This window comes from Algorimicrobium bowmanii (assembly GCF_054031195.1).
Window position 1 is genome coordinate 2,254,712 of record NZ_CM132929.1, and the last position, 19,294, is coordinate 2,274,005.

General features: G+C 34.2%; 17 protein-coding genes. 8 read left to right on the forward strand and 9 right to left on the reverse strand.

What is annotated here, in order from left to right:
- Window positions 1-78 precede the first annotated feature (78 nt).
- From ACW5R3_RS10025 to ACW5R3_RS10050, 6 genes are all read right to left on the reverse strand, one after another.
- Complete coding sequence (locus ACW5R3_RS10025) at window positions 79-963, reverse strand: rhomboid family intramembrane serine protease (RefSeq protein WP_456576880.1); 885 nt, start codon at window positions 961-963, stop codon at window positions 79-81.
- Between the two features lies 1 nt (window position 964).
- Window positions 965-1,732, reverse strand: coding sequence for a rhomboid family intramembrane serine protease (locus ACW5R3_RS10030; RefSeq protein ID WP_456578828.1), 768 nt, complete (start codon window positions 1,730-1,732; stop codon window positions 965-967).
- Window positions 1,733-1,745: 13 nt separating this feature from the next.
- Window positions 1,746-3,599 carry a DNA mismatch repair endonuclease MutL gene (mutL, locus tag ACW5R3_RS10035; RefSeq protein ID WP_456576881.1) on the reverse strand — a complete coding sequence of 618 codons (1,854 nt, stop codon included), beginning with the start codon at window positions 3,597-3,599 and terminating at the stop codon, window positions 1,746-1,748.
- Window positions 3,599-3,883, reverse strand: a complete 285-nt coding sequence (locus ACW5R3_RS10040) for a riboflavin synthase subunit beta (RefSeq protein WP_456576882.1) — start codon at window positions 3,881-3,883, stop codon at window positions 3,599-3,601. Before ACW5R3_RS10040 ends, mutL begins: the two co-directional genes overlap by 1 nt.
- A 370-nt stretch (window positions 3,884-4,253) precedes the next feature.
- On the reverse strand, window positions 4,254-4,739 hold the full coding sequence (gene ribH, locus ACW5R3_RS10045) for a 6,7-dimethyl-8-ribityllumazine synthase (RefSeq protein WP_456576883.1): 486 nt from the start codon (window positions 4,737-4,739) through the stop codon (window positions 4,254-4,256).
- Window positions 4,740-4,743: 4 nt separating this feature from the next.
- Window positions 4,744-5,520, reverse strand: coding sequence for a tetratricopeptide repeat protein (locus tag ACW5R3_RS10050; RefSeq protein ID WP_456576884.1), 777 nt, complete (start codon window positions 5,518-5,520; stop codon window positions 4,744-4,746).
- Window positions 5,521-5,643: 123 nt separating this feature from the next.
- Between ACW5R3_RS10050 and recF the strand changes: the two genes are divergently transcribed.
- The 3 genes from recF to ACW5R3_RS10065 are packed head-to-tail and all read left to right on the forward strand — an operon-like array spanning window position 5,644 to window position 7,464.
- Window positions 5,644-6,723 (forward strand): DNA replication/repair protein RecF, encoded by a 1,080-nt coding sequence (recF, locus tag ACW5R3_RS10055; protein WP_456576885.1) that lies wholly within the window; start codon window positions 5,644-5,646, stop codon window positions 6,721-6,723.
- A 13-nt stretch (window positions 6,724-6,736) separates the two neighbouring features.
- Window positions 6,737-7,168: a hypothetical protein gene (locus ACW5R3_RS10060; RefSeq protein WP_456576886.1), complete on the forward strand. Its 432-nt coding sequence runs from the start codon at window positions 6,737-6,739 to the stop codon at window positions 7,166-7,168.
- Window positions 7,168-7,464, forward strand: a complete 297-nt coding sequence (locus ACW5R3_RS10065) for a DUF721 domain-containing protein (RefSeq protein WP_456576887.1) — start codon at window positions 7,168-7,170, stop codon at window positions 7,462-7,464. The genes ACW5R3_RS10060 and ACW5R3_RS10065 overlap by 1 nt, the downstream gene beginning before the upstream one ends.
- Before the next feature lie 114 nt (window positions 7,465-7,578).
- Here ACW5R3_RS10065 and ACW5R3_RS10070 read toward each other — a convergent pair whose 3' ends face one another.
- Window positions 7,579-10,146, reverse strand: coding sequence for a M4 family metallopeptidase (locus ACW5R3_RS10070; protein ID WP_456576888.1), 2,568 nt, complete (start codon window positions 10,144-10,146; stop codon window positions 7,579-7,581).
- A gap of 105 nt (window positions 10,147-10,251) precedes the next feature.
- A complete protein-coding gene (locus tag ACW5R3_RS10075; RefSeq protein WP_456576889.1) occupies window positions 10,252-10,671 on the reverse strand; it encodes a nucleoside-diphosphate kinase in 420 nt (139 codons plus the stop codon).
- A 152-nt stretch (window positions 10,672-10,823) separates the two neighbouring features.
- On the opposite strand from ACW5R3_RS10075, the gene ACW5R3_RS10080 reads away from it, so the two are divergent.
- From ACW5R3_RS10080 to ACW5R3_RS10090, 3 genes are read left to right on the forward strand one after another with little or no spacing between them, the layout of a single operon-like run.
- A complete protein-coding gene (locus tag ACW5R3_RS10080; protein ID WP_456576890.1) occupies window positions 10,824-11,843 on the forward strand; it encodes a DHH family phosphoesterase in 1,020 nt (339 codons plus the stop codon).
- Window positions 11,836-12,375 carry a gliding motility-associated peptidyl-prolyl isomerase GldI gene (gene gldI, locus ACW5R3_RS10085; RefSeq protein ID WP_456576891.1) on the forward strand — a complete coding sequence of 180 codons (540 nt, stop codon included), beginning with the start codon at window positions 11,836-11,838 and terminating at the stop codon, window positions 12,373-12,375. The genes ACW5R3_RS10080 and gldI overlap by 8 nt, the downstream gene beginning before the upstream one ends.
- A gap of 33 nt (window positions 12,376-12,408) precedes the next feature.
- A complete protein-coding gene (locus ACW5R3_RS10090) occupies window positions 12,409-13,566 on the forward strand; it encodes a peptidylprolyl isomerase (RefSeq protein ID WP_456576892.1) in 1,158 nt (385 codons plus the stop codon).
- Between the two features lie 82 nt (window positions 13,567-13,648).
- On the opposite strand, the gene ACW5R3_RS10095 is transcribed toward ACW5R3_RS10090, so the two are convergent.
- A complete protein-coding gene (locus ACW5R3_RS10095) occupies window positions 13,649-15,109 on the reverse strand; it encodes an aminoacyl-histidine dipeptidase (RefSeq protein WP_456576893.1) in 1,461 nt (486 codons plus the stop codon).
- A 73-nt stretch (window positions 15,110-15,182) separates the two neighbouring features.
- On the opposite strand from ACW5R3_RS10095, the gene ACW5R3_RS10100 reads away from it, so the two are divergent.
- Window positions 15,183-16,244 (forward strand): DUF3810 domain-containing protein, encoded by a 1,062-nt coding sequence (locus ACW5R3_RS10100; RefSeq protein ID WP_456576894.1) that lies wholly within the window; start codon window positions 15,183-15,185, stop codon window positions 16,242-16,244.
- Between the two features lie 88 nt (window positions 16,245-16,332).
- Window positions 16,333-19,293 (forward strand): amidohydrolase family protein, encoded by a 2,961-nt coding sequence (locus ACW5R3_RS10105; protein WP_456576895.1) that lies wholly within the window; start codon window positions 16,333-16,335, stop codon window positions 19,291-19,293.
- Window position 19,294: the final 1 nt, after the last annotated feature.

Sequence of the window (19,294 nt, forward strand, 5' to 3'; positions counted from 1 at the left end):
GATTAATGCACTAGAATTAAATATTCAACAGAACTACGTGACCACTAATATTCATGGCATTATAAATAACTAATTTCATTATTTACCAGCTCTAAATAAAAACTCTTTTTCAGCTTTTGTTAGACTGTCATAGCCACTCTTACTAATTTTATCTAGTATTAAATCTATCTTTTTTTGCTTATTAAATTCGCTAAATTCTTCTTTAGAAAAACCTGCAACTTTACTGGACTTCTTTTTATGAACCGTTCTTAAAGGCGATTTATTTCCTTTTTTAAATAACGCTGTAAACTGATCCATAATTTTTTCGAACCCTTTTCCTATATCCTGCCCTTTTTGTAATTGCTTAGCATACACGTAACCTAATAAAGCGCCACCTAAATGAGCCAAATTACCACCTGCGTTACCAACTAACGGATCTTTTATTCCTGCTAAGACTCCTAAAAAATCGAAAGCAACAATGGCTGCCCCAATATACCAAAGCTTTATATTAAACGTAAAAAACCGAACCTCCATTTGAGGCATATAAGCACATAAAAAGATTAACAATGCACGTATAGCTGCTGATGCTCCTACTAGTCTTGTTGGTGATTCAAATACAGTTGGAAATAAACTATAACTTAATAAAAATAGAAGGCCACCTGAAATAGCGCCTAAAAAATAGACATTGAGTCCCATTTTAACAGAGAACATATTAGTAAACATCCCTCCAATAAAATAAAGCCAAATCATATTAAAAAAGAAATGCCAAAAATCATAATGTATAAATGCATAGCTAATAACACTCCAAGGTTGGACAATAAACTCTCCAAGAGTACTTGGTAGTTCAAACCAGTTTAAATTTAATTTAAGAACTAAATTTAGAATGAGTCCAACTAAAAACACAGCCAAATTAGCAGCTATAAGCTTTTCAAAAACATTCAAGTTTTCTAATTTGTTGCGAATATCTTGATTTAAATTTGTCATATTAATCCCAACGGTTTTTATTAAACTGTGTCTTTTTCCAATACCACATAATTAAAAACCCTGTCAAAGCACCACCCAAGTGTGCTACATATGCGGTGTTACTTGGACTAAAAAATGATTGTCCTGTTATTGCGGAAATTAAATCTAAAGCAATAATTCCTGGAATAAAATACTTCGCTTTAATAGGTATAGGTAAAAATATAAGCATCAGTTTGGATTCTGGATATAACATACCAAAAGCAACTAAAATTCCCATAATAGCACCCGATGCACCAACCATGGTACCATTAAAAACACTCATAAACTGCTGAAAATCGGAACCGCCTAATATGTTTTCCCATCCTGTGTTATACATACCCGATTTTAAAGTATCTAAAATTTCTACTTTATCTAAACCTGCATCAGTAAGTGTAGTCAAGCCAGAATAAAATGTAAAATAATAGTAGGCAATCATACAAATGGCTGCTCCTAACCCTGATGAGATGTAGAAAAACAAGAATTTTTTAGCCCCAAAGCGTTGCTCCACAGCTGTTCCAAACATCCACAAAGCAAACATATTAAACAAAATATGCATAAATCCACCATGCATAAACATATGAGATATAATCTGCCAAGGTTGAAAATTACCGTTCTGCGGAAAGTGTAACGCAAACCAATCATAAAATAGCGTATTATAGCCAAGTGCATTACCGCCAATTGAAATGGTACCTACAAACATAATCACGTTTATAATGATTAAATGCTTTACGGTATCGGTTATATTATTCATCATAAAATGTTACTTATATAAATTTTTTATCTAATTCATCAACACTTATAGTTATAAACGTTGCCTGATTTGTTGGTGAACTATTCGGGTCTTTACAAGCAAATAAACTATTAACTAAGTGTTCCTGCTCCACCAAAGATAGCGATTGTCCGCGTTTTATAGCCAAACTCTTAGCCATAGATTTTGCTAATAAATCGGTAGCACTAAAATGTGAATCTGGCACTTCGTTTTCTATATCACTAATTAATTGCTCTAGTATAAGTGTTACTTCGCTTTCAGGTACACTAATAGGCACACCAGAAATTTCAATATGGTCATTATGAAAATCAGCAAACACAAAACCTGTGTGCTCTAAATCTTCTTGAACCTGCTTTATGCAATCCATTTCTTGCTGTGATAAAAACACCAAAACAGGAAATAATAACTGCTGACTAACACTTTCCTTTATGGTTATATGTTTCAAGAAGTTCTCATATAAAACACGCTGATGAGCACGATGTTGATCAATAACCAACATTCCTGATTTTATTGTGCTTACAACATACTTATTATGTAGCTGATAGGTAGACTGTCTAGTTTCAAAACTGGTATCGTCTTTAAACATCGTACCGGTTTCTTCATGACTTTCAAAGTGCATTTCATTAAAATCGGTTGCCGATTTGGTTCCTTTAGATTCCATTCCAACGTACAAACTATCCCAATTTCCGGTAGCTTCTTTTTTGTACGCCGTATTAAAGGAAGCTTTAGATCGACTTTCTTCTTGAAACGGATTAAAGCTTCTATCAACCTCTATTTTAGGCGTCTGAGCTTCTTTATTTTCAAAATTATAAGGCGTATCAAAATTAGAATCACGGTCAAAATCTAAAACCGGTGCAATACTAAACTGCCCTAAACTGTGCTTAACTGCCGATCGTAAAATGGCGTAAAGCGTATGCTCATCATCAAACTTAATTTCTGTCTTAGTTGGATGAATATTAATATCAATCGTTTGTGGGTCAACGGTTAAATCTAAAAAATAACTAGCATGCGTTCCATCTTTTAAAAGACCATCAAATGCCGAATTAATAGCATGGTTTAAATATGCACTTTTAATGAAGCGATTATTTACAAAGAAAAACTGTTCGCCTCGGGTTTTTTTAGCATACTCGGGTTTACCTACAAAGCCTGAAACAGTTAGCACTTCTGTTGTTTCATTAACAGGTACTAATTTTTCATTGGTTTTATTTCCAAATAAATTAACAATACGTTGCCTAAAATTACTTTCGGGTAAATGAAACGTCTCACTTCCATTATGATACATAGAAAACTGAATGGAGGGATGAGCTAAAGCAACACGCTGAAATTCATCAACAATATGACGCAATTCTACGGTATTGGATTTTAAGAAATTACGACGAGCCGGAATATTAAAAAACAAATTCTTTACAGCTATCGATGTTCCGGTAGGTGTAACAACAGCTTCTTGCTCTTTAATTTCACTCCCTTCAATAACAATTTGTGTCCCAACATCGTCAGCATCTTGTTTGGTTTTTAAAGCAACATGAGCAATGGCTGCAATACTTGCTAGGGCTTCACCACGGAAACCTTTTGTATTTAATTGAAATAAATCGTCTGCCGATTTAATTTTCGAAGTAGCATGACGTTCAAAACTAAAACGAGCGTCGGTAACACTCATACCGCAACCATTATCTATAACCTGTACTAATGTTTTACCAGCGTCTTTAATAAGTAATTTAATTTCAGAAGCCTTGGCATCAATAGCATTTTCTAGTAGTTCTTTAACTACCGAAGCAGGCCTTTGAACAACTTCACCTGCAGCTATTTGATTTGCTACATGGTCGGGTAATAACTGAATGATATCTGCCATTAGTAATTAGAAAAGAATATGGATAAATCGAAACCAATAATGAGTAAAAATAAAAACACTAAAATGCCTACAATAATAAGGACACGTCGGTTGGCATGAGAATCTGAATTATTTTTATAATCGTCCCAAGCTGAGTTTATTTTAGATTTTAAACCATTGTTGCTACCTACAGTAGACCGAAAGTCATCAAACTTATGTTTTATTTCATAAGGACTCCCTTCACCTTTGTAATGACGAGGTGTATAGCTATATCTTTTATTTTTTCGCGTATTAAATACTCCCATAATTGTTTATTATTCGTAGCGACCTAGTACATAAATCACTATTAAAATAGTTAGCAAAAATAAGACCAAAAATAGTGGTGAAGTTAAAAAACTACTTTTTCGTTTTCGTGTGCTTTTTAAATCGGCCCATTTTTCCTGAATAGCATCTTGCTGCTTGCTTACAGAAGCATCCTGGAATCTAGGTTTATAACTAAAACTTTTATTTTTTTTAGCCAATGTACTTTTTTATTAGTTGCTATAACCTCAAAAGTACTGAATTTACAAGGAATAAGCTTATGCAGATTGCCAAAAATTGTTAACAAAATAGCCCTTCCAAGTTCTAAAAAGAAAATTAGAACCTGATGTAATTATATAAAGTAAAATGTTGGTATTAACTCTTTGTATTTAAGTTAGCCATTTTTATAGCTGCAATAGCTGCCTCTGTTCCTTTATTACCATGCTTACCACCTGAACGATCTATAGATTGTTGCATAGTATTGTCTGTTAAAACACAGAAAATAACTGGCACATCATGCATAATATTAAGGTCTTTAATACCTTGTGTAACACCATCACATACAAAATCGAAATGCTTTGTTTCTCCTTGAATAACACTTCCTATAGCAATCACAGCATCAACATCTTGCTGTTGCATTTTTTTACACCCAAAAATCAATTCGTAGCTCCCCGGAACATCCCAACGTGTTATTTGATCTTGTGGTACACCGTTATCTAACAATGCTTGTAGCGCTCCTGAATAAAGCCCTTCTGTAATGGTATCATTCCACTCAGAAACAACAATCCCAAACCGAAAGTTTTTCGCGTTTGGGATTGTAGCTTTATCGTATTCTGATAAATTTTTATTTTCTGTAGCCATGTATTTAGTTACTTGCTAATGCCTCTGCTTTACCGATAAATATATCAATATTTGTTCCTTCAGTAGAGCTTGGGTAGTTTTCTTTTATTGCTTTAAAGTGCTTAAGAGCAACATCCGTTTTACCTAAATCTAAAGCAGTTACACCCGCTTTATATAAAAACATTGGTGTTGTAAACTCGTTTGCACGCATGTTTGCTGCATCTTCGTAATAACCTAAAGCATCTTCTTGTTGGTTTAATTGCACAAAAGCATCTCCAATACATCCTTTAGCCATAGGCGCTAAAATTTCGTCATCTCCTGTAAACTTCTCTAAATATGAAATAGCATTCTTGTAATCTTTCATATTTAAGTAAGCCATACCTGCATAGTAGTTTGCTAAATTAGCAGATGGTGTTCCGCTATATTCAGAAACGATATCTAGCATACCAAATTTTCCAGCTCCACCATTTAATGCTAAATTAAATAATGAGTCTTTTTCCGATGTCGCGTTTACAGCTTGATCGTAATATTTTTGAGCTTGATACATGTCATTCATAGCTTCCGTTTGCTTTGGTTTAGCTACAAATTCATTATATCCTAAATAACCTAAAACAACGGCAGCAACAACAGCTATAATTATAAAAATGTATTTCTGGTTACCAATTACCCAGTCTTCTGTTTTAGAAGCGCTTTCGTCTAATGTGTTAAAAACTTCAGCAGTTGTAGATTGCTCTTCAACATCTGGTTGAATTTCTTCTTTAGTTTCAGGTTTTTTATATCCTCTCTTCTTGTAAGTTGCCATATATTATAAATTAATGCGCCGCAAAAATAGAATTTTTCTTTAGATTTGAAAGCCTATTTATTTGTTATTTTTCAATAATTTGCACATCTTTTAACCATAAATCCCTTTTAAGTTTCTTTTTATATGATTTTGAAATCCTTATCGGTACTCAATTATAAGAATTTTCATGAACGCAGTTTTGTATTTAACGACAAAATAAACTGTTTTGTAGGAAATAATGGTGTGGGTAAAACCAATGTGCTAGACGCTATCTATCACTTATCTTTTGGAAAAAGTTATTTCAACCCTATAGCATCTCAAAACATTAAACATGATGAAGCTTTTTTTGTAGTAAATGGGGAATATTTAAAAAATGATGCACCAGAAAAAATTGTGGTTAGTTTAAAACGTGGGCAAAAAAAAATCATAAAGCGCAATGGGAAAATTTATGATAAATATAGCGACCACATAGGTTTTCTTCCACTGGTTATCATTTCGCCTGCCGATAGAGATTTAATTATTGAAGGAAGTGCTACCCGTCGTAAATTTATAGATGGTGTTATCTCACAAAGCGATAAAAGCTACTTAGATGCACTTTTAAAATACACCAAGATTTTAGCGCAACGAAATTCATTACTTAAATATTTTGCCGTAAACCATACATTCAATAACGAAACTCTAGAAGTTTACAACTTGCAATTAGATCAATATGGTCATGAAATTCATGAAAAACGACAGGCTTTTTTAGAAGCCTTCATCCCTATTTTTAAGGATCGTTATCAAGCCATTAGTAATGGTAATGAGTCTGTAGAATTAAATTATGAAAGTGATTTAAGTACAGAGCGATTAGAAACACTTTTACGAAAAGCGGTTAATAAAGACAAAGCGCTTCAATATACTAGTGTTGGTATTCATAAAGACGATTTGGTTTTTAATATTGCTGAACATCCCATTAAAAAATTTGGTAGTCAAGGTCAGCAAAAATCTTTTTTAATAGCTTTAAAATTGGCGCAATTCGATTTTATCAAGTCACGAAGTAAAATAAATCCAATCTTATTATTGGATGATATTTTCGATAAACTAGATGAACAGCGTGTGGCACAGATTATTAAATTAGTAGATGATGAGAATTTCGGACAACTTTTTATTTCCGACACGCATGCCGAACGCACTGAAGCTGTTATAAAACAAGTACACCAATCTTATGAAATTTTCAAACTATAAAACCCCTATTTACATGAAACTAAATTGGTTTAAACAACTCTTAGCTGTTGTCATTACAATCTTGCTTAGCAATTGCTCAAATAGTCCTGAAGCATCCTTAAAACATATTGAAGGTTATTGGGAAATTGAAACAGCAACACTTAAAGACGGAACTTCTAAATCTTACAACTATAACGACACGATAGATTTTATTAGTTTAAATGACTCTTTAAGTGGTTTTAGAAAAAAAATGAAACCCAATTTTACAGGTAACTTTCAAACATCAAATGATACCGAATTTTTTCAAATTAAAATTGAAAACGATAGCATAAACGTGTATTATAAAACGGCTTTTGATAACTGGAAAGAAACCATTTTGTTTGCAACTAAAACACAATTAAAAGTGGTAAATAAAAATGATGATGTATTTTTGTACAAACGTTATCAACCTTTAAACTTAGACTAATGGCTAAACGAAATAATGAAAATTTAACGATTGCAGATGCTCTGAAAGAATTTGTTGAAACCAACCGGTTAGAGCAAGGTTTAAATGTTGTAAACGTAGAAGATACTTGGCGTAATATGATGGGAAACGGCGTAAATAATTACACTACAGCTATTCAACTAAAAGGCGAAACTTTATATGTACAACTTAGTTCCAGTGTATTACGTGAAGAATTAAGTTACGGTAAAGTGAAAATAATTTCAATGCTTAATGAGAGTTTAGGTAAGCCTATTATAAAGGAATTAATATTGCGCTAACAACGAGCATTAAGCTTCTTGAATCAAATACTTACTTAATAAAACCTTAATTCATTAATAAAAAAACTTCGCTAAATAGCGAGGTTTTTTTATTCTTACTTGTATAATTTCTAATTAGTCTTTTATTAATTTAATAACCGTACTTGCGGCACCGCTATATACTTTTACAAAGTATAAACCTGATGCAACATGAGAGATATCGATTCCTGTTTTTTGTTGTGCATTAGTTAAATCAACAGATTTTATAATACGCCCATTAATGTCCATTACATCAGCCTTATTTAGGTTTAAATTAGTATTATTTACTAAAGTAAAATACCCATTTGAAGGGTTTGGATATACGTTTATGCTAGTTTCAAGCTCCGTAAAATCATCAACCGATAGCGCATAATTACAGTTATAAACAGCTATATCATCTATATACCAACCAATACGACCATTACAACCGTCTGTTCCCATTTCAAATCTAAATTTAATACGCGTACCTGGAACTATTTCTGATATTGATGATAAATTTACAGTACTACGCCCCCAACTCCCTGAATTTGAACCGCCATCGGCCCCTGAAAATCCATCTTCTCCAGCCATAGGGTTATCATTACCTGCACTAAAACTATTAATCTCTTTGTTATATGGATTGTCAGTAAAAGCTTCTGCAGGTAAAACAAGCCAGTCTCCAGTATCATTTAGTTGGTATTTTATATTAGCACCATCCCACCCTTCTTCTGTAGCGAAATAATGCATGAATGTCATTTCAAAATCACCATCTTGATAATCCAATGGCAATAGCACTGATGGACTTTCTAGCCTAATTATCCCGTTCTGCAACGAGTTTACGCAATCACCTATATCCGTCGCTGTAGCATAAGCGGCTTGCCCTAATCGGCCTTGAGGCAAACTATTACTAACTATCCAATCTCTATCATCCCAAACGGACGGGTTAACAGGTACTTGTTCAAAAGACCAATTCCCGAACCCAGTTTCCCAATCTTCATAAAAAATAGCATGATTTGTGGCAGCTTCACAAGGATCTGCAGCATCAGCAAACACACTTTCATATCCACAAAATTCAGGTACGACACGTATCTCTACAGCTAAAAGCGCTTTAACTAATTGATTATAATCATCCATAGTAATTTGCTCGTTAGAAGGCCCCGCAGCTAAATCTTCGGTAGTTAAGCCTTCTAAATTAACACCTAATAAATCCAAGCAAGAAGCCTCTAACCCATCGGCTAAATCATAAAAATCACTTGTTGCTGTTAAATAAGTACTTTGAGTACGCCAAAAAATATGAGCCGCTTTAGTTATCCCAATACCTGTTATTGTTTGACCATTATAAGTACCGCCATCAACTAACAATGCATAGGCATGGTTTGGAATTCCGGAATTAGAATGCACACCTCCAAAATCACCATCTCCACAACGGTATTGCCCATCTGTTAATTTTCCAGGATCACCATTACAGGTAGGCATCCACATATCGCGAATTGCACCACCAAAGGCAGTGGCATCTTCACCTATTCGCCAACGGTCAGAACTACTACAACCTGTACGTAAAGACACATCCTCATCGTCATCTTGATAGTTATTAATTAAATCAACTGTTTCTCCCCAAATATCAGAGTATGACTCATTAATTGCTCCCGATTGCCAGAAATATATTAATTCGCTCGTATATTCAGTATAGGCGTGTCCCCATTCATGAGCTATAACATCATCGGTTGCTGTACCATTACAATAATTGGCTGTTACCCCATTCCAATTGGCATTTGGACAAGATATATTAGGGTTATTGTTAATGGTACGCATTGTAGCATCGGCATTGTCATAAGACACATATCCAAATGTATTATTAAAGAAATTGTAAACATGCGCTGAGGCAATCACTTCATTTTGCTGCCATATGGTTAAATCGCCAGGTAAATCATCACCCTCTTCCCAAACCGGATTAGATACGTTGCCCTCATAAACAACACGATCTAAAGCATGAGGCATCCCCGTAAATTGCTGAACAACGCTACCGTCATGCGCATTAACAAACACGTATTCCCTAACATCTACATCATTTCTAACCTCAACTTCATAAGCTAAAAACTGACCAGATAAATTACTTTCAGCTAATCCTTTTTGAAAAACATATAGTGTTGTTTCAAAAGCATAAACAGGTTTTCCAGAATAATTAATATCTTGATTATTCACCACTGTAAATGCAGCCTCATGAGCTTGCAAAACAGAAATTGTTGGATTCGGATTTATTTTAATACCCGGGATATAATTACCGTTGATAGCAGTTAATTCTTGCTTGTTATTAAAATGAAACCGCAATTGCCCATCATAGATTGGCACTCCAAAAAACTGTTGCTTAATTGTTACAGATGCTAATCCGTTAGCATCTTCTTGAACAGGTTCAAAACTAAAGTTTTCACTGCTTTGCTTGACTTCAAACAAACCAGGGTTGGTTTCGAAAAACGACTGAACCTTTTCTTCTACAGTTCCTCCAGATAACGTAAGTGGTTTATTAACAGGGAATTTAATAAACTCAGGCACCCCCGATTGGTTATTGATACGTATTACCGCTTGTGTGTGTTTTTGTAATCTATCTATGGCAATTTGAGAAGATTGTGCTAATAAAGTATTACTAAAAAGTAAACCTAAAAACACTAGACAGAATATTTTTTTCATAGCTATTATGTTTAGTAAGCACTAATATAGCCTTTTGAAAAAAAACAAAGCCTAAAATAAATACTATTTTAGGCTTTTTAACATTATGTAAATGTCTTATTTATACTAGAACATTTCACGTCCTGAAAAATGAAAAGCGCCTTCAATAGCTGCATTTTCATCACTATCACTACCGTGAACAGCATTTTCTCCCATAGAAGTAGCGTATAACTTACGGATAGTTCCTTCTGCTGCATCAGCAGGATTTGTAGCACCAATTAAAGTTCTAAAATCTTCAACAGCATTATCTTTTTCTAAGATAGCTGCAACAATAGGACCACGTGTCATAAACTCAACTAACTCACCAAAAAATGGACGCTCGTTATGAACAGCATAAAAAGCTTCAGCATCAGCTTTTGTCATTTGTGTTTTTTTCAACGCGACTATTCTAAAGCCTGAAGCATTGATTTTTTCTAAAATTGCGCCAATGTGTCCGTTTTCAACAGCATCTGGCTTAAGCATGGTAAAAGTTCTGTTTGTTGCCATTCTTTTGTTTAAGTTAAAGTTCTTTTATTAAAATTTAATATTAAAAAACGCTTTATTTATAAATTAAGCCTCTTTAAATTTCGTGCAAAAGTAATGTATTTCTTAATAAAAACCATATAATCCAATACTAAAAAATTGTATATTCGTTGCCTATGAAAAAAGAAGCAATCTCAGCCATTAAAGGCCACTTACAAACACCAAAAAAAATAGTAATTATACCGCATAAAAATCCTGACGGTGATGCCATCGGATCTTCTTTAGGCTTGTATCATTATTTAAAAATTCTAAATCAGGAACCGGTTATTATTGCTCCTAACGATTATCCGGATTTTTTAAAGTGGATGCCTGCTGAAAATAGCATCTTAAAATACGATACCTCAACAGAAACTAGTGATCAATTAATTGAGAACGCCGATATTATTTTCACGTTAGATTTTAATGCGCTAAGCAGAATTGGCTATATGGAAACTAGTGTTGCTGCAAGTAATGCTATGAAAATCATGATTGATCATCACCAACAACCTGATGATTATGCTACGTATATGTATTCAGATGTAACAATGAGTTCTACCTGTGAAATGGTATTTCATTTTATCGACATGCTTGGTGATAAGGATAAAATTAATAAAGATATTGCTACATGCTTATATACCGGTATCATGACAGATACGGGTTCATTTAGATTTGCATCTACAACTAGCAAAACTCATCGAGTAACAGCATATTTAATTGATAAAGGAGCCGAGTCCTCAGAAATACATAATGCAGTTTTAGACGCTAATAGCTTTCAGCGTATGCAATTACTAGGTCAGGCACTAACTAATTTAAACGTTATTCCTGAGTATAGAACAGCGTATATAACACTTTCACAAGACGAACTGCAAAAATACAATTACAAAAAAGGTGATACAGAAGGCTTTGTTAATTATGCCCTATCATTACAAAATATTATTTTTGCTATCATCTTTATTGAAGACAAGCAAAATAACATCATTAAAATGTCGTTTCGTTCTAAAGGTGATTTTTCAGTTAACGAATTTGCTCGCGCTCATTTTGAAGGAGGCGGTCACACCAATGCCGCAGGTGGTAAAAGTGATTTAAACTTAAGTCAAACAGTTGAAAAATTTATTAGTATATTACCAACTTACAACAAAGCCTTGAAAAATGAATAAGTTATTGCTTCTTATATTTTTACTTATAACTGGAATTGCTTGCAAATCTCCTGAAGCAAGGCAACCTATCTCTGCTAAAACAGGATCGTTTATAGATAAATCCGTAGCTCGAAATAAGGAACTAAACAAACGTGAACATGCCGCTTTTGAAGAATTTATAAAAGAAGACCAATCCCGTAATTTTGTAGCCTCAGGAAATGGATTCTGGTATGCTTACGAAACACAAGTATCGGACTCACTTAAAACACCTAGTTTTGGTGATACCGTAATTTACGAATATAACGTTAAAGATATTAACCAAAACACCATATATAGTAAGGACGAGCTAAAAACTCAAACCTACATTATGGATAAGCAGGAATTATTTACAGGTTTACGCGAAGGCTTAAAATTATTACGTGTAGGCGAAACAGCTACCTTTTTATTTCCATCTCAAAAAGCATACGGATACTATGGCGATGAAAATAAAATTGGTACCAACGTACCTTTAATCTGCCATGTAACCTTATTAGATATACAACAGACTAAATAAAATTATATTAAATCAACCTTTTAAATTATTAAAATGAACACTTTAAAGCATACTGTAAAATTATTAGTTTTAACACTCCTAGTGAGTTTTACATCTTGTAGTCAGAAAAAATATCCAGATTTAGGCGATGGCCTCTATGCTGAATTTGTTACAAACAAAGGCACTATGGTTACCAAACTTTTTTATACCAAAGTACCAGTTACCGTAGCTAATTTTGTAGCATTAGCAGAAGGTACACATCCAAATGTATCTGAAAAATTTAAAGGTAAGCGTTATTACGATAGTTTAATATTCCATCGTATAATTAACAAATTCATGATTCAAGGTGGAGACCCTACAGGTACAGGTTCTGGAGATCCAGGTTACAAGTTTACTGATGAGTTTCATCCAGACTTAAAGCACGATAAACCAGGAATTTTATCTATGGCTAATTCTGGTCCAAATTCAAACGGAAGTCAGTTTTTTATTACTGAGGTACCAACACCACATTTAGATAACAAACACAGTGTATTTGGTGAAGTTGTAATTGGTTTAGATGTATTAGATACCATTTCTAATGTAGCAGTACAACCAGGAAACAACAAGCCTATCGAACCTGTTATTATTGAAAAATTAAACATTATTAGAGTTGGAAAAGCTGCTGAAGATTTTAATGCTGCTGAAGTATACGCTGTTGAATTACCTAAAGTTCTAGAAAAGCAAGAGCAACAAAAAGAAGAAGCTCGCCAAAAAGTTAAAGCATCTGCTGCTGCTGCTGCGGAAGATTTCATATCAAAAAACGAGAGTCTTGGAACGGTTAAAAAATTAGAGACAGGCGTTGTTATGATTTTTATGGAAGAAGGCGAAAACACAAAACCAACTAACGTAGATAAAGTACTTGTTAACTATGCAGGATTTTTTGAAGACGGCCGTTTATTTGACACTAGCTGGGCTGATGTAGCAAAAGCTAACAACATGTACAATGCACAGCGTGATGCCCAAGGTGGATATAAGCCATTCCCAATGATCTATAATGAAACAGCTGGTTTGGTTCCAGGCTTCAGAGAAGCTATGTTAAATATGAATGTTGGTAATAAAGCTAAAGTTTTTATCCCGTCTTATTTAGGTTATGGTGAAAATGGTTCAGGACCAATTCCTCCAAATACCAATTTAATTTTCGACTTAAAAATTGAAGGTATTCAAGGAAAATAATTTCCAATACATATAATAAAAGCCGCATAATCTTGCTGATTATGCGGCTTTTTTATGTTTGATTAACTAGTAACTTACAACTCTACTTTTTAGGAATTTGCTTTAAAATTTCTAAAACATATTTCCAGTATTTCTGTGCTGAAGATATTTGAGCACGCTCATCAGGAGAGTGAGCACCTTTTATATTAGGACCAAAACTAATCATATCCATTTCCGGGTAGTTTTGTCCTAAAATACCACATTCCAAGCCTGCATGACAAGCTGCTACATGTGGTTTTTCGTCATTCATATCTATATAAATTCTTTCTAAAACTTCTAGTATTTTAGAATCCATATTTGGTGTCCATCCTGGATACTCACCTGAAAAGGCAACCTCACAGCCTGTAAGTTCAAAAGTTGCTCGCAAGCTATTTGCTAAATCCCATTTAGCACTTTCTACAGACGATCTTGTTAAACAAGCTATTTCAATAGTACCTTCTTTAATAACTACACGTGCTATATTATTAGATGTTTCAACCAAATCTTTAATATCGGCACTCATTCTATACACTCCGTTAACCGCGGCATACAATGCACGAGTTACACCTTCTTGCACACCTAAATCCATTATATGACTTGGCGTATCAACTTTAGAAACCTCTATTTTTAAATCAGGTTCCATGGTTTTAAACTCTTTTTTAATAATCTGTGCATATTGTGCCATTTCCATAACAAATGCATCTTCATGTATGGTATCAATTGCAACTACGGCATGACTTTCTCTAGGTATAGCATTACGCAAACTCCCACCTTTAATTGAGGCTATACGTAAACCAAAATTTTCAAAACCATCAAACAATAAACGGTTCATTAATTTATTGGCATTACCTAAACCTTCATGAATTTGCATCCCTGAATGCCCACCTTGTAAGCCTTTTACTGTTATAGCATAACCCGTTTTAAACTCTGGAGTTTCTTCTTCATTATAAGTACGCTTTGCAGTAATATCAACACCTCCTGCACAACCTACTCCTATTTCGTCATCCTCTTCGGTATCTAAATTTAATAGAATTTCACCTTCCAACAAACCACCTTCAAGCCCCATAGCACCAGTCATACCGGTCTCTTCATCTATAGTAAATAAAGCTTCAATTGCGGGATGCTCAATAGTTGTACTTTCTAAAATTGCCATAATAGTAGCAACTCCTAAACCATTATCGGCTCCTAATGTAGTGCCTTTAGCACGAACCCAATCACCATCAACATACATGTCTATACCTTGGGTATCAAAATCAAAATCAGTATCATTATTTTTTTGATGAACCATATCTAAATGCGACTGCATAACAATAGGCTTTCTGTCTTCCATGCCTGCAGTAGCTGGTTTCTTAATAATAACATTACCGACCTTATCTTCTATTGTTTCAAGTCCTAATTTATTCCCAAAATCTTTCATAAAAGCTATCACGCGTTCCTCTTTTTTAGAAGGACGTGGTACCGCATTTAAATCGGCAAATTTATTCCATAAAGCTTTTGGTTCTAGTTCTCGTATTGCTTCGTTCATAAGTATTATTTTAGTGTCTTACAAAGGTAATTATAATGTAGAGAGTAATAAAACAATTCCTTATTTTTGAAATATGCATAAAAACCCAAAGCTATACATCACTCTCGCTTTAATTCCCCAAATTATTTTAATTAATATTTTGGCCAAGTATCCTGAATTTGTTGAAACCGTGTATAGCAACAGTATCTATCCCTATATTTCTGCTTTATCGCGTTATGTGTTTGGCTGGCTACCGTTTTCTTTTGGCGATATATTTTACGCAGCTGCTATTATATTTATAATCCGTTGGTTATGGATTAATAGAAAACGAATATTTAACGATTTTAAAAATTGGGTTTTAGATATTCTAGCTAGTATCTCCCTACTCTATTTTGCTTTTCACCTATTATGGGCTTTTAATTATTACCGCATGCCATTGCATGAAAATTTAAACTTAAAAGCAGATTATACAACCGAGGAACTTATTACCACAACTGAAAAGCTTATTTCAAAATCCAATTTATTACATCATAAAATTACTCAATCAGATACTAGTAAGATTATTTTGCCTTACACAAAAGACGACATATTAAAGATGGCGCCATCTGGTTACACCGAACTACAAAAGCAATATCCACACTTAGAATACCAACCACAGAGTATTAAAATGTCTTTATTTAGTGTCCCACTAACCTATATGGGTTTTAGTGGATATTTAAATCCTATTACTAACGAAGCCCATGTGGATGCCCTTATACCTTCATATAAATTTCCAACAACGGTTTCTCATGAAATAGCACATCAATTAGGCTATGCTGCCGAAAATGAAGCCAATTTTATTGGTAGTTTGGCTGCCATGTCTCACACCGATATCTATTTTCAATACTGCGGAACGACGTTTGCTTTAAGACATTGTTTATTTGAAATTTACAGACGCAACCCATTAGAATACGAAAACCTAATTAAACAGATAAACATCGGGATTCTTAAAAACTACCAGGAAGTACAGGATTTTTGGAACGGATACCAAAATATAACAGAACCTGTTTTTAAAGAAACCTATAACTCCTTCTTAAAAGCAAACAACCAAAAAGGAGGTATGAAAAGTTATAGCTATGTTGTAGCACTTTACGTGAATTACTTTTTAGAAAACTAAAGAAAATGTTAAAAGTTTAACCTTTATAAACCTTCCTTTACACGAATACTTATCTTTAATTTTTTAATCTCGAAAACCAATCCAACTAATGAAACAACTAATTACTCTATTTTGTTTTATCTGTAGTTTACCACTTTTGGCGCAAGACTACTTTCCAAAAAACGGAGGTGTTAAAGCAGAAAGCCATCATTATCAAGCTTTCACAAATGCTACATTACATATATCACCAACAGAAACTATAGATAATGCTACATTACTAATTAAAGATGGTAAGATTATCTCTAGCGGCAAAAACATTTCAATACCTGAAAACGCTATAACTACAGATTTATCAGGGAAACACATTTATCCATCCTTTATAGATATCTACTCTACTTTTGGTGTAAAAAAACCAGAGCGTGCTAAAAGTTCTAACAGACCACAATACGATGCTTCACGCGAGGGTTATTATTGGAATGACCATATACGACCAGAACAAAACGCCATTGAAAACTATACATTTGACAGTAAAGAAGCTACAAAAATTAGAAAAGCAGGTTTTGGTGCAGTAAACACACATATTGCCGATGGTATAATACGTGGAACCGGAGCTTTAATAGCCCTGTCACCGAATGCCACTGATGCTGAACGGATTTTATCAGACCGATCGGCGCAGTACCTTTCCACTTCAAAAAGTATCACTTCAAGACAAGCATATCCAGGTTCTTTAATGGGCGCTATGGCTTTATTAAGACAAGTTAGTTATGATGCCGATTGGTATAGTCAAGGTTTGTCAGAAACTAAAGACCGTGCTCTAGAAGCGTATATAAAAAACAAAAATCTAGTTCAGATTATAGATGCTGGCAGTAAAATGAATGCATTACGATTAGACCAAGTAGGCGATGATATTAACACCCAATACGTAATTGTTGGAGGTGGCGATGAGTACGAACTTATTTCTGAAATTAAAGCAACCAACGCAAGCTTCATACTTCCTATAAATTTCCCCGATGCTTACGATATGGAAGATCCTATAATGGCAAACACAGTAATGCTTTCAGATTTACGCGAATGGAATCAAAAACCGAGTAACCCAAGTGTACTATCGGAAAACAACATCCCTTTTGCTTTAACTTTACACGACTTAAAAGATCCATCAGAGTTTTTACCCAAGTTACAAAAAGCTATAGCATATGGATTAGATGAGTCTGTTGCTCTTGCCGCTCTAACAACTGTTCCGGCCAATATATTAGGAAAAAGCAATGAAATAGGAACTTTAAAAAATGGTAACTATGCTAATTTTTTAGTGACTTCTGGTCCCATTTTTAAGAAAAGAACGATACTTTTTGAAAACTGGGTACTCGGAAACAAACATGAAGTCACACCTATGAATACTAAAGATATTCGAGGTGACTACGATTTAAAAATTGCAGGAAAACCATATAATTTAAGCATTTCCGGACAAATGTCTAAACTAACTGCAAAAGTAAAAACTGAGACTCATACCTTAGGTGCTAAAATTTCTATTACAGATAATTGGATGGCATTAACAGTAGCAAGTCCAGATACCACTCAACAAAATTTCACACGTTTATCTGCTAAAATAACAGACCCTGCTACTATAAATGGTATTGCTATTTTACCCAATGGAAATGAAACAACTTTTCTGGCTAAAAAGTTAGATACTGATACAGCCCACAAAACAGAACGCGATAAAAACAAAGAATCGGATATTAAAATATATCCTGTAACCTACCCTAATGAAGCTTATGGATTTTCTGAAAGACCAAAACAGCAAAACATTCTTTTTAAAAACGCAACGGTTTGGACAAATGAAGCTGATGGTATTCTAAAAAACACCGATGTATTAATTAAAAACGGCACAATATCTAAAATAGGACAAAACCTAAAAGCTGGTAACGCTATAGTTATTGATGCTACAGGCAAGCACCTTACTACAGGTGTTATAGATGAGCATTCGCATATTGCAACATCGGCAGTAAACGAAGCTGGTCAAAACTCTACAGCCGAAGTTACTATTGAAGATGTTATAGATTCAGACGATATTAATATTTACAGAAATCTAGCAGGTGGTGTTACAACCATTCAAATTCTTCATGGATCTGCAAACCCAATCGGTGGTCGCTCGGCTATTATTAAACTAAAATGGGGCGAATCACCTCAGCAGTTACTTTTTAATGATGCTCCTAAATTCATCAAATTTGCTTTAGGTGAAAATGTAAAGCAATCTAATTGGGGCGATTATTCAAAAACAAGATTCCCACAAACCAGAATGGGTGTCGAACAAGTATATATCGATTATTTCACCCGAGCTAAAGCTTATGATGCTTTAAAGAAAAGTGGTAAACCTTTCCGAAGAGACTTAGAGCTTGAAACACTTGCCGAAATTTTAAACGAAGAACGCTTTATAAGCTGCCACTCATATGTACAAAGCGAAATAAATATGCTCATGAAAGTTGCAGAATCATTTAACTTTAATATCAACACTTTTACTCATATTTTAGAAGGCTATAAAGTTGCCGATAAAATGAAAGCCCATGGTGTTGGCGCTTCAACCTTTAGCGATTGGTGGGCTTACAAATTTGAAGTAAATGATGCCATCCCTTACAATGCGGCTATTTTACATAACCAAGGAATCGTTACCGCTATAAATAGTGATGATGCAGAGATGTCTAGACGCTTAAACCAAGAAGCTGCTAAAACAGTTAAATATGGAGGTGTAAGCGAAGAAGAAGCTTGGGAAATGGTAACTCTTAACCCTGCAAAGCTATTACATATTGATAACCGTGTAGGTAGTATAAAAGTTGGAAAGGATGCCGATTTGGTACTGTGGAATAACCACCCCATGTCAATCTACGCTAAAGCCGAAAAAACACTAATTGAAGGCACTGTTTATTTTGACCTAGAACGCGACAAGCAGGCAAGAAAAGCAATGAAACAAGAGAAAAATGAATTAACAACAATGATGCTTCAAGCTAAAAACAAAGGTCTAAAAACCCAACCTATAGTTAAAAAAGAAGATAAATTGTTCCACTGTGACACCCTTTAAT

Bases quoted from the DNA above. Each gene is read 5' to 3' on its own strand.
- ACW5R3_RS10025 (WP_456576880.1), bottom strand. From the start codon at position 963: ATGACAAATTTAAATCAAGATATTCGCAACAAATTAGAAAACTTGAAT.
- ACW5R3_RS10030 (WP_456578828.1), bottom strand. From the start codon at position 1,732: ATGAATAATATAACCGATACCGTAAAGCATTTAATCATTATAAACGTG.
- mutL (WP_456576881.1), bottom strand. From the start codon at position 3,599: ATGGCAGATATCATTCAGTTATTACCCGACCATGTAGCAAATCAAATA.
- ACW5R3_RS10040 (WP_456576882.1), bottom strand. From the start codon at position 3,883: ATGGGAGTATTTAATACGCGAAAAAATAAAAGATATAGCTATACACCT.
- ribH (WP_456576883.1), bottom strand. From the start codon at position 4,739: ATGGCTACAGAAAATAAAAATTTATCAGAATACGATAAAGCTACAATC.
- ACW5R3_RS10050 (WP_456576884.1), bottom strand. From the start codon at position 5,520: ATGGCAACTTACAAGAAGAGAGGATATAAAAAACCTGAAACTAAAGAA.
- recF (WP_456576885.1), top strand. From the start codon at position 5,644: ATGATTTTGAAATCCTTATCGGTACTCAATTATAAGAATTTTCATGAA.
- ACW5R3_RS10060 (WP_456576886.1), top strand. From the start codon at position 6,737: ATGAAACTAAATTGGTTTAAACAACTCTTAGCTGTTGTCATTACAATC.
- ACW5R3_RS10065 (WP_456576887.1), top strand. From the start codon at position 7,168: ATGGCTAAACGAAATAATGAAAATTTAACGATTGCAGATGCTCTGAAA.
- ACW5R3_RS10070 (WP_456576888.1), bottom strand. From the start codon at position 10,146: ATGAAAAAAATATTCTGTCTAGTGTTTTTAGGTTTACTTTTTAGTAAT.
- ACW5R3_RS10075 (WP_456576889.1), bottom strand. From the start codon at position 10,671: ATGGCAACAAACAGAACTTTTACCATGCTTAAGCCAGATGCTGTTGAA.
- ACW5R3_RS10080 (WP_456576890.1), top strand. From the start codon at position 10,824: ATGAAAAAAGAAGCAATCTCAGCCATTAAAGGCCACTTACAAACACCA.
- gldI (WP_456576891.1), top strand. From the start codon at position 11,836: ATGAATAAGTTATTGCTTCTTATATTTTTACTTATAACTGGAATTGCT.
- ACW5R3_RS10090 (WP_456576892.1), top strand. From the start codon at position 12,409: ATGAACACTTTAAAGCATACTGTAAAATTATTAGTTTTAACACTCCTA.
- ACW5R3_RS10095 (WP_456576893.1), bottom strand. From the start codon at position 15,109: ATGAACGAAGCAATACGAGAACTAGAACCAAAAGCTTTATGGAATAAA.
- ACW5R3_RS10100 (WP_456576894.1), top strand. From the start codon at position 15,183: ATGCATAAAAACCCAAAGCTATACATCACTCTCGCTTTAATTCCCCAA.
- ACW5R3_RS10105 (WP_456576895.1), top strand. From the start codon at position 16,333: ATGAAACAACTAATTACTCTATTTTGTTTTATCTGTAGTTTACCACTT.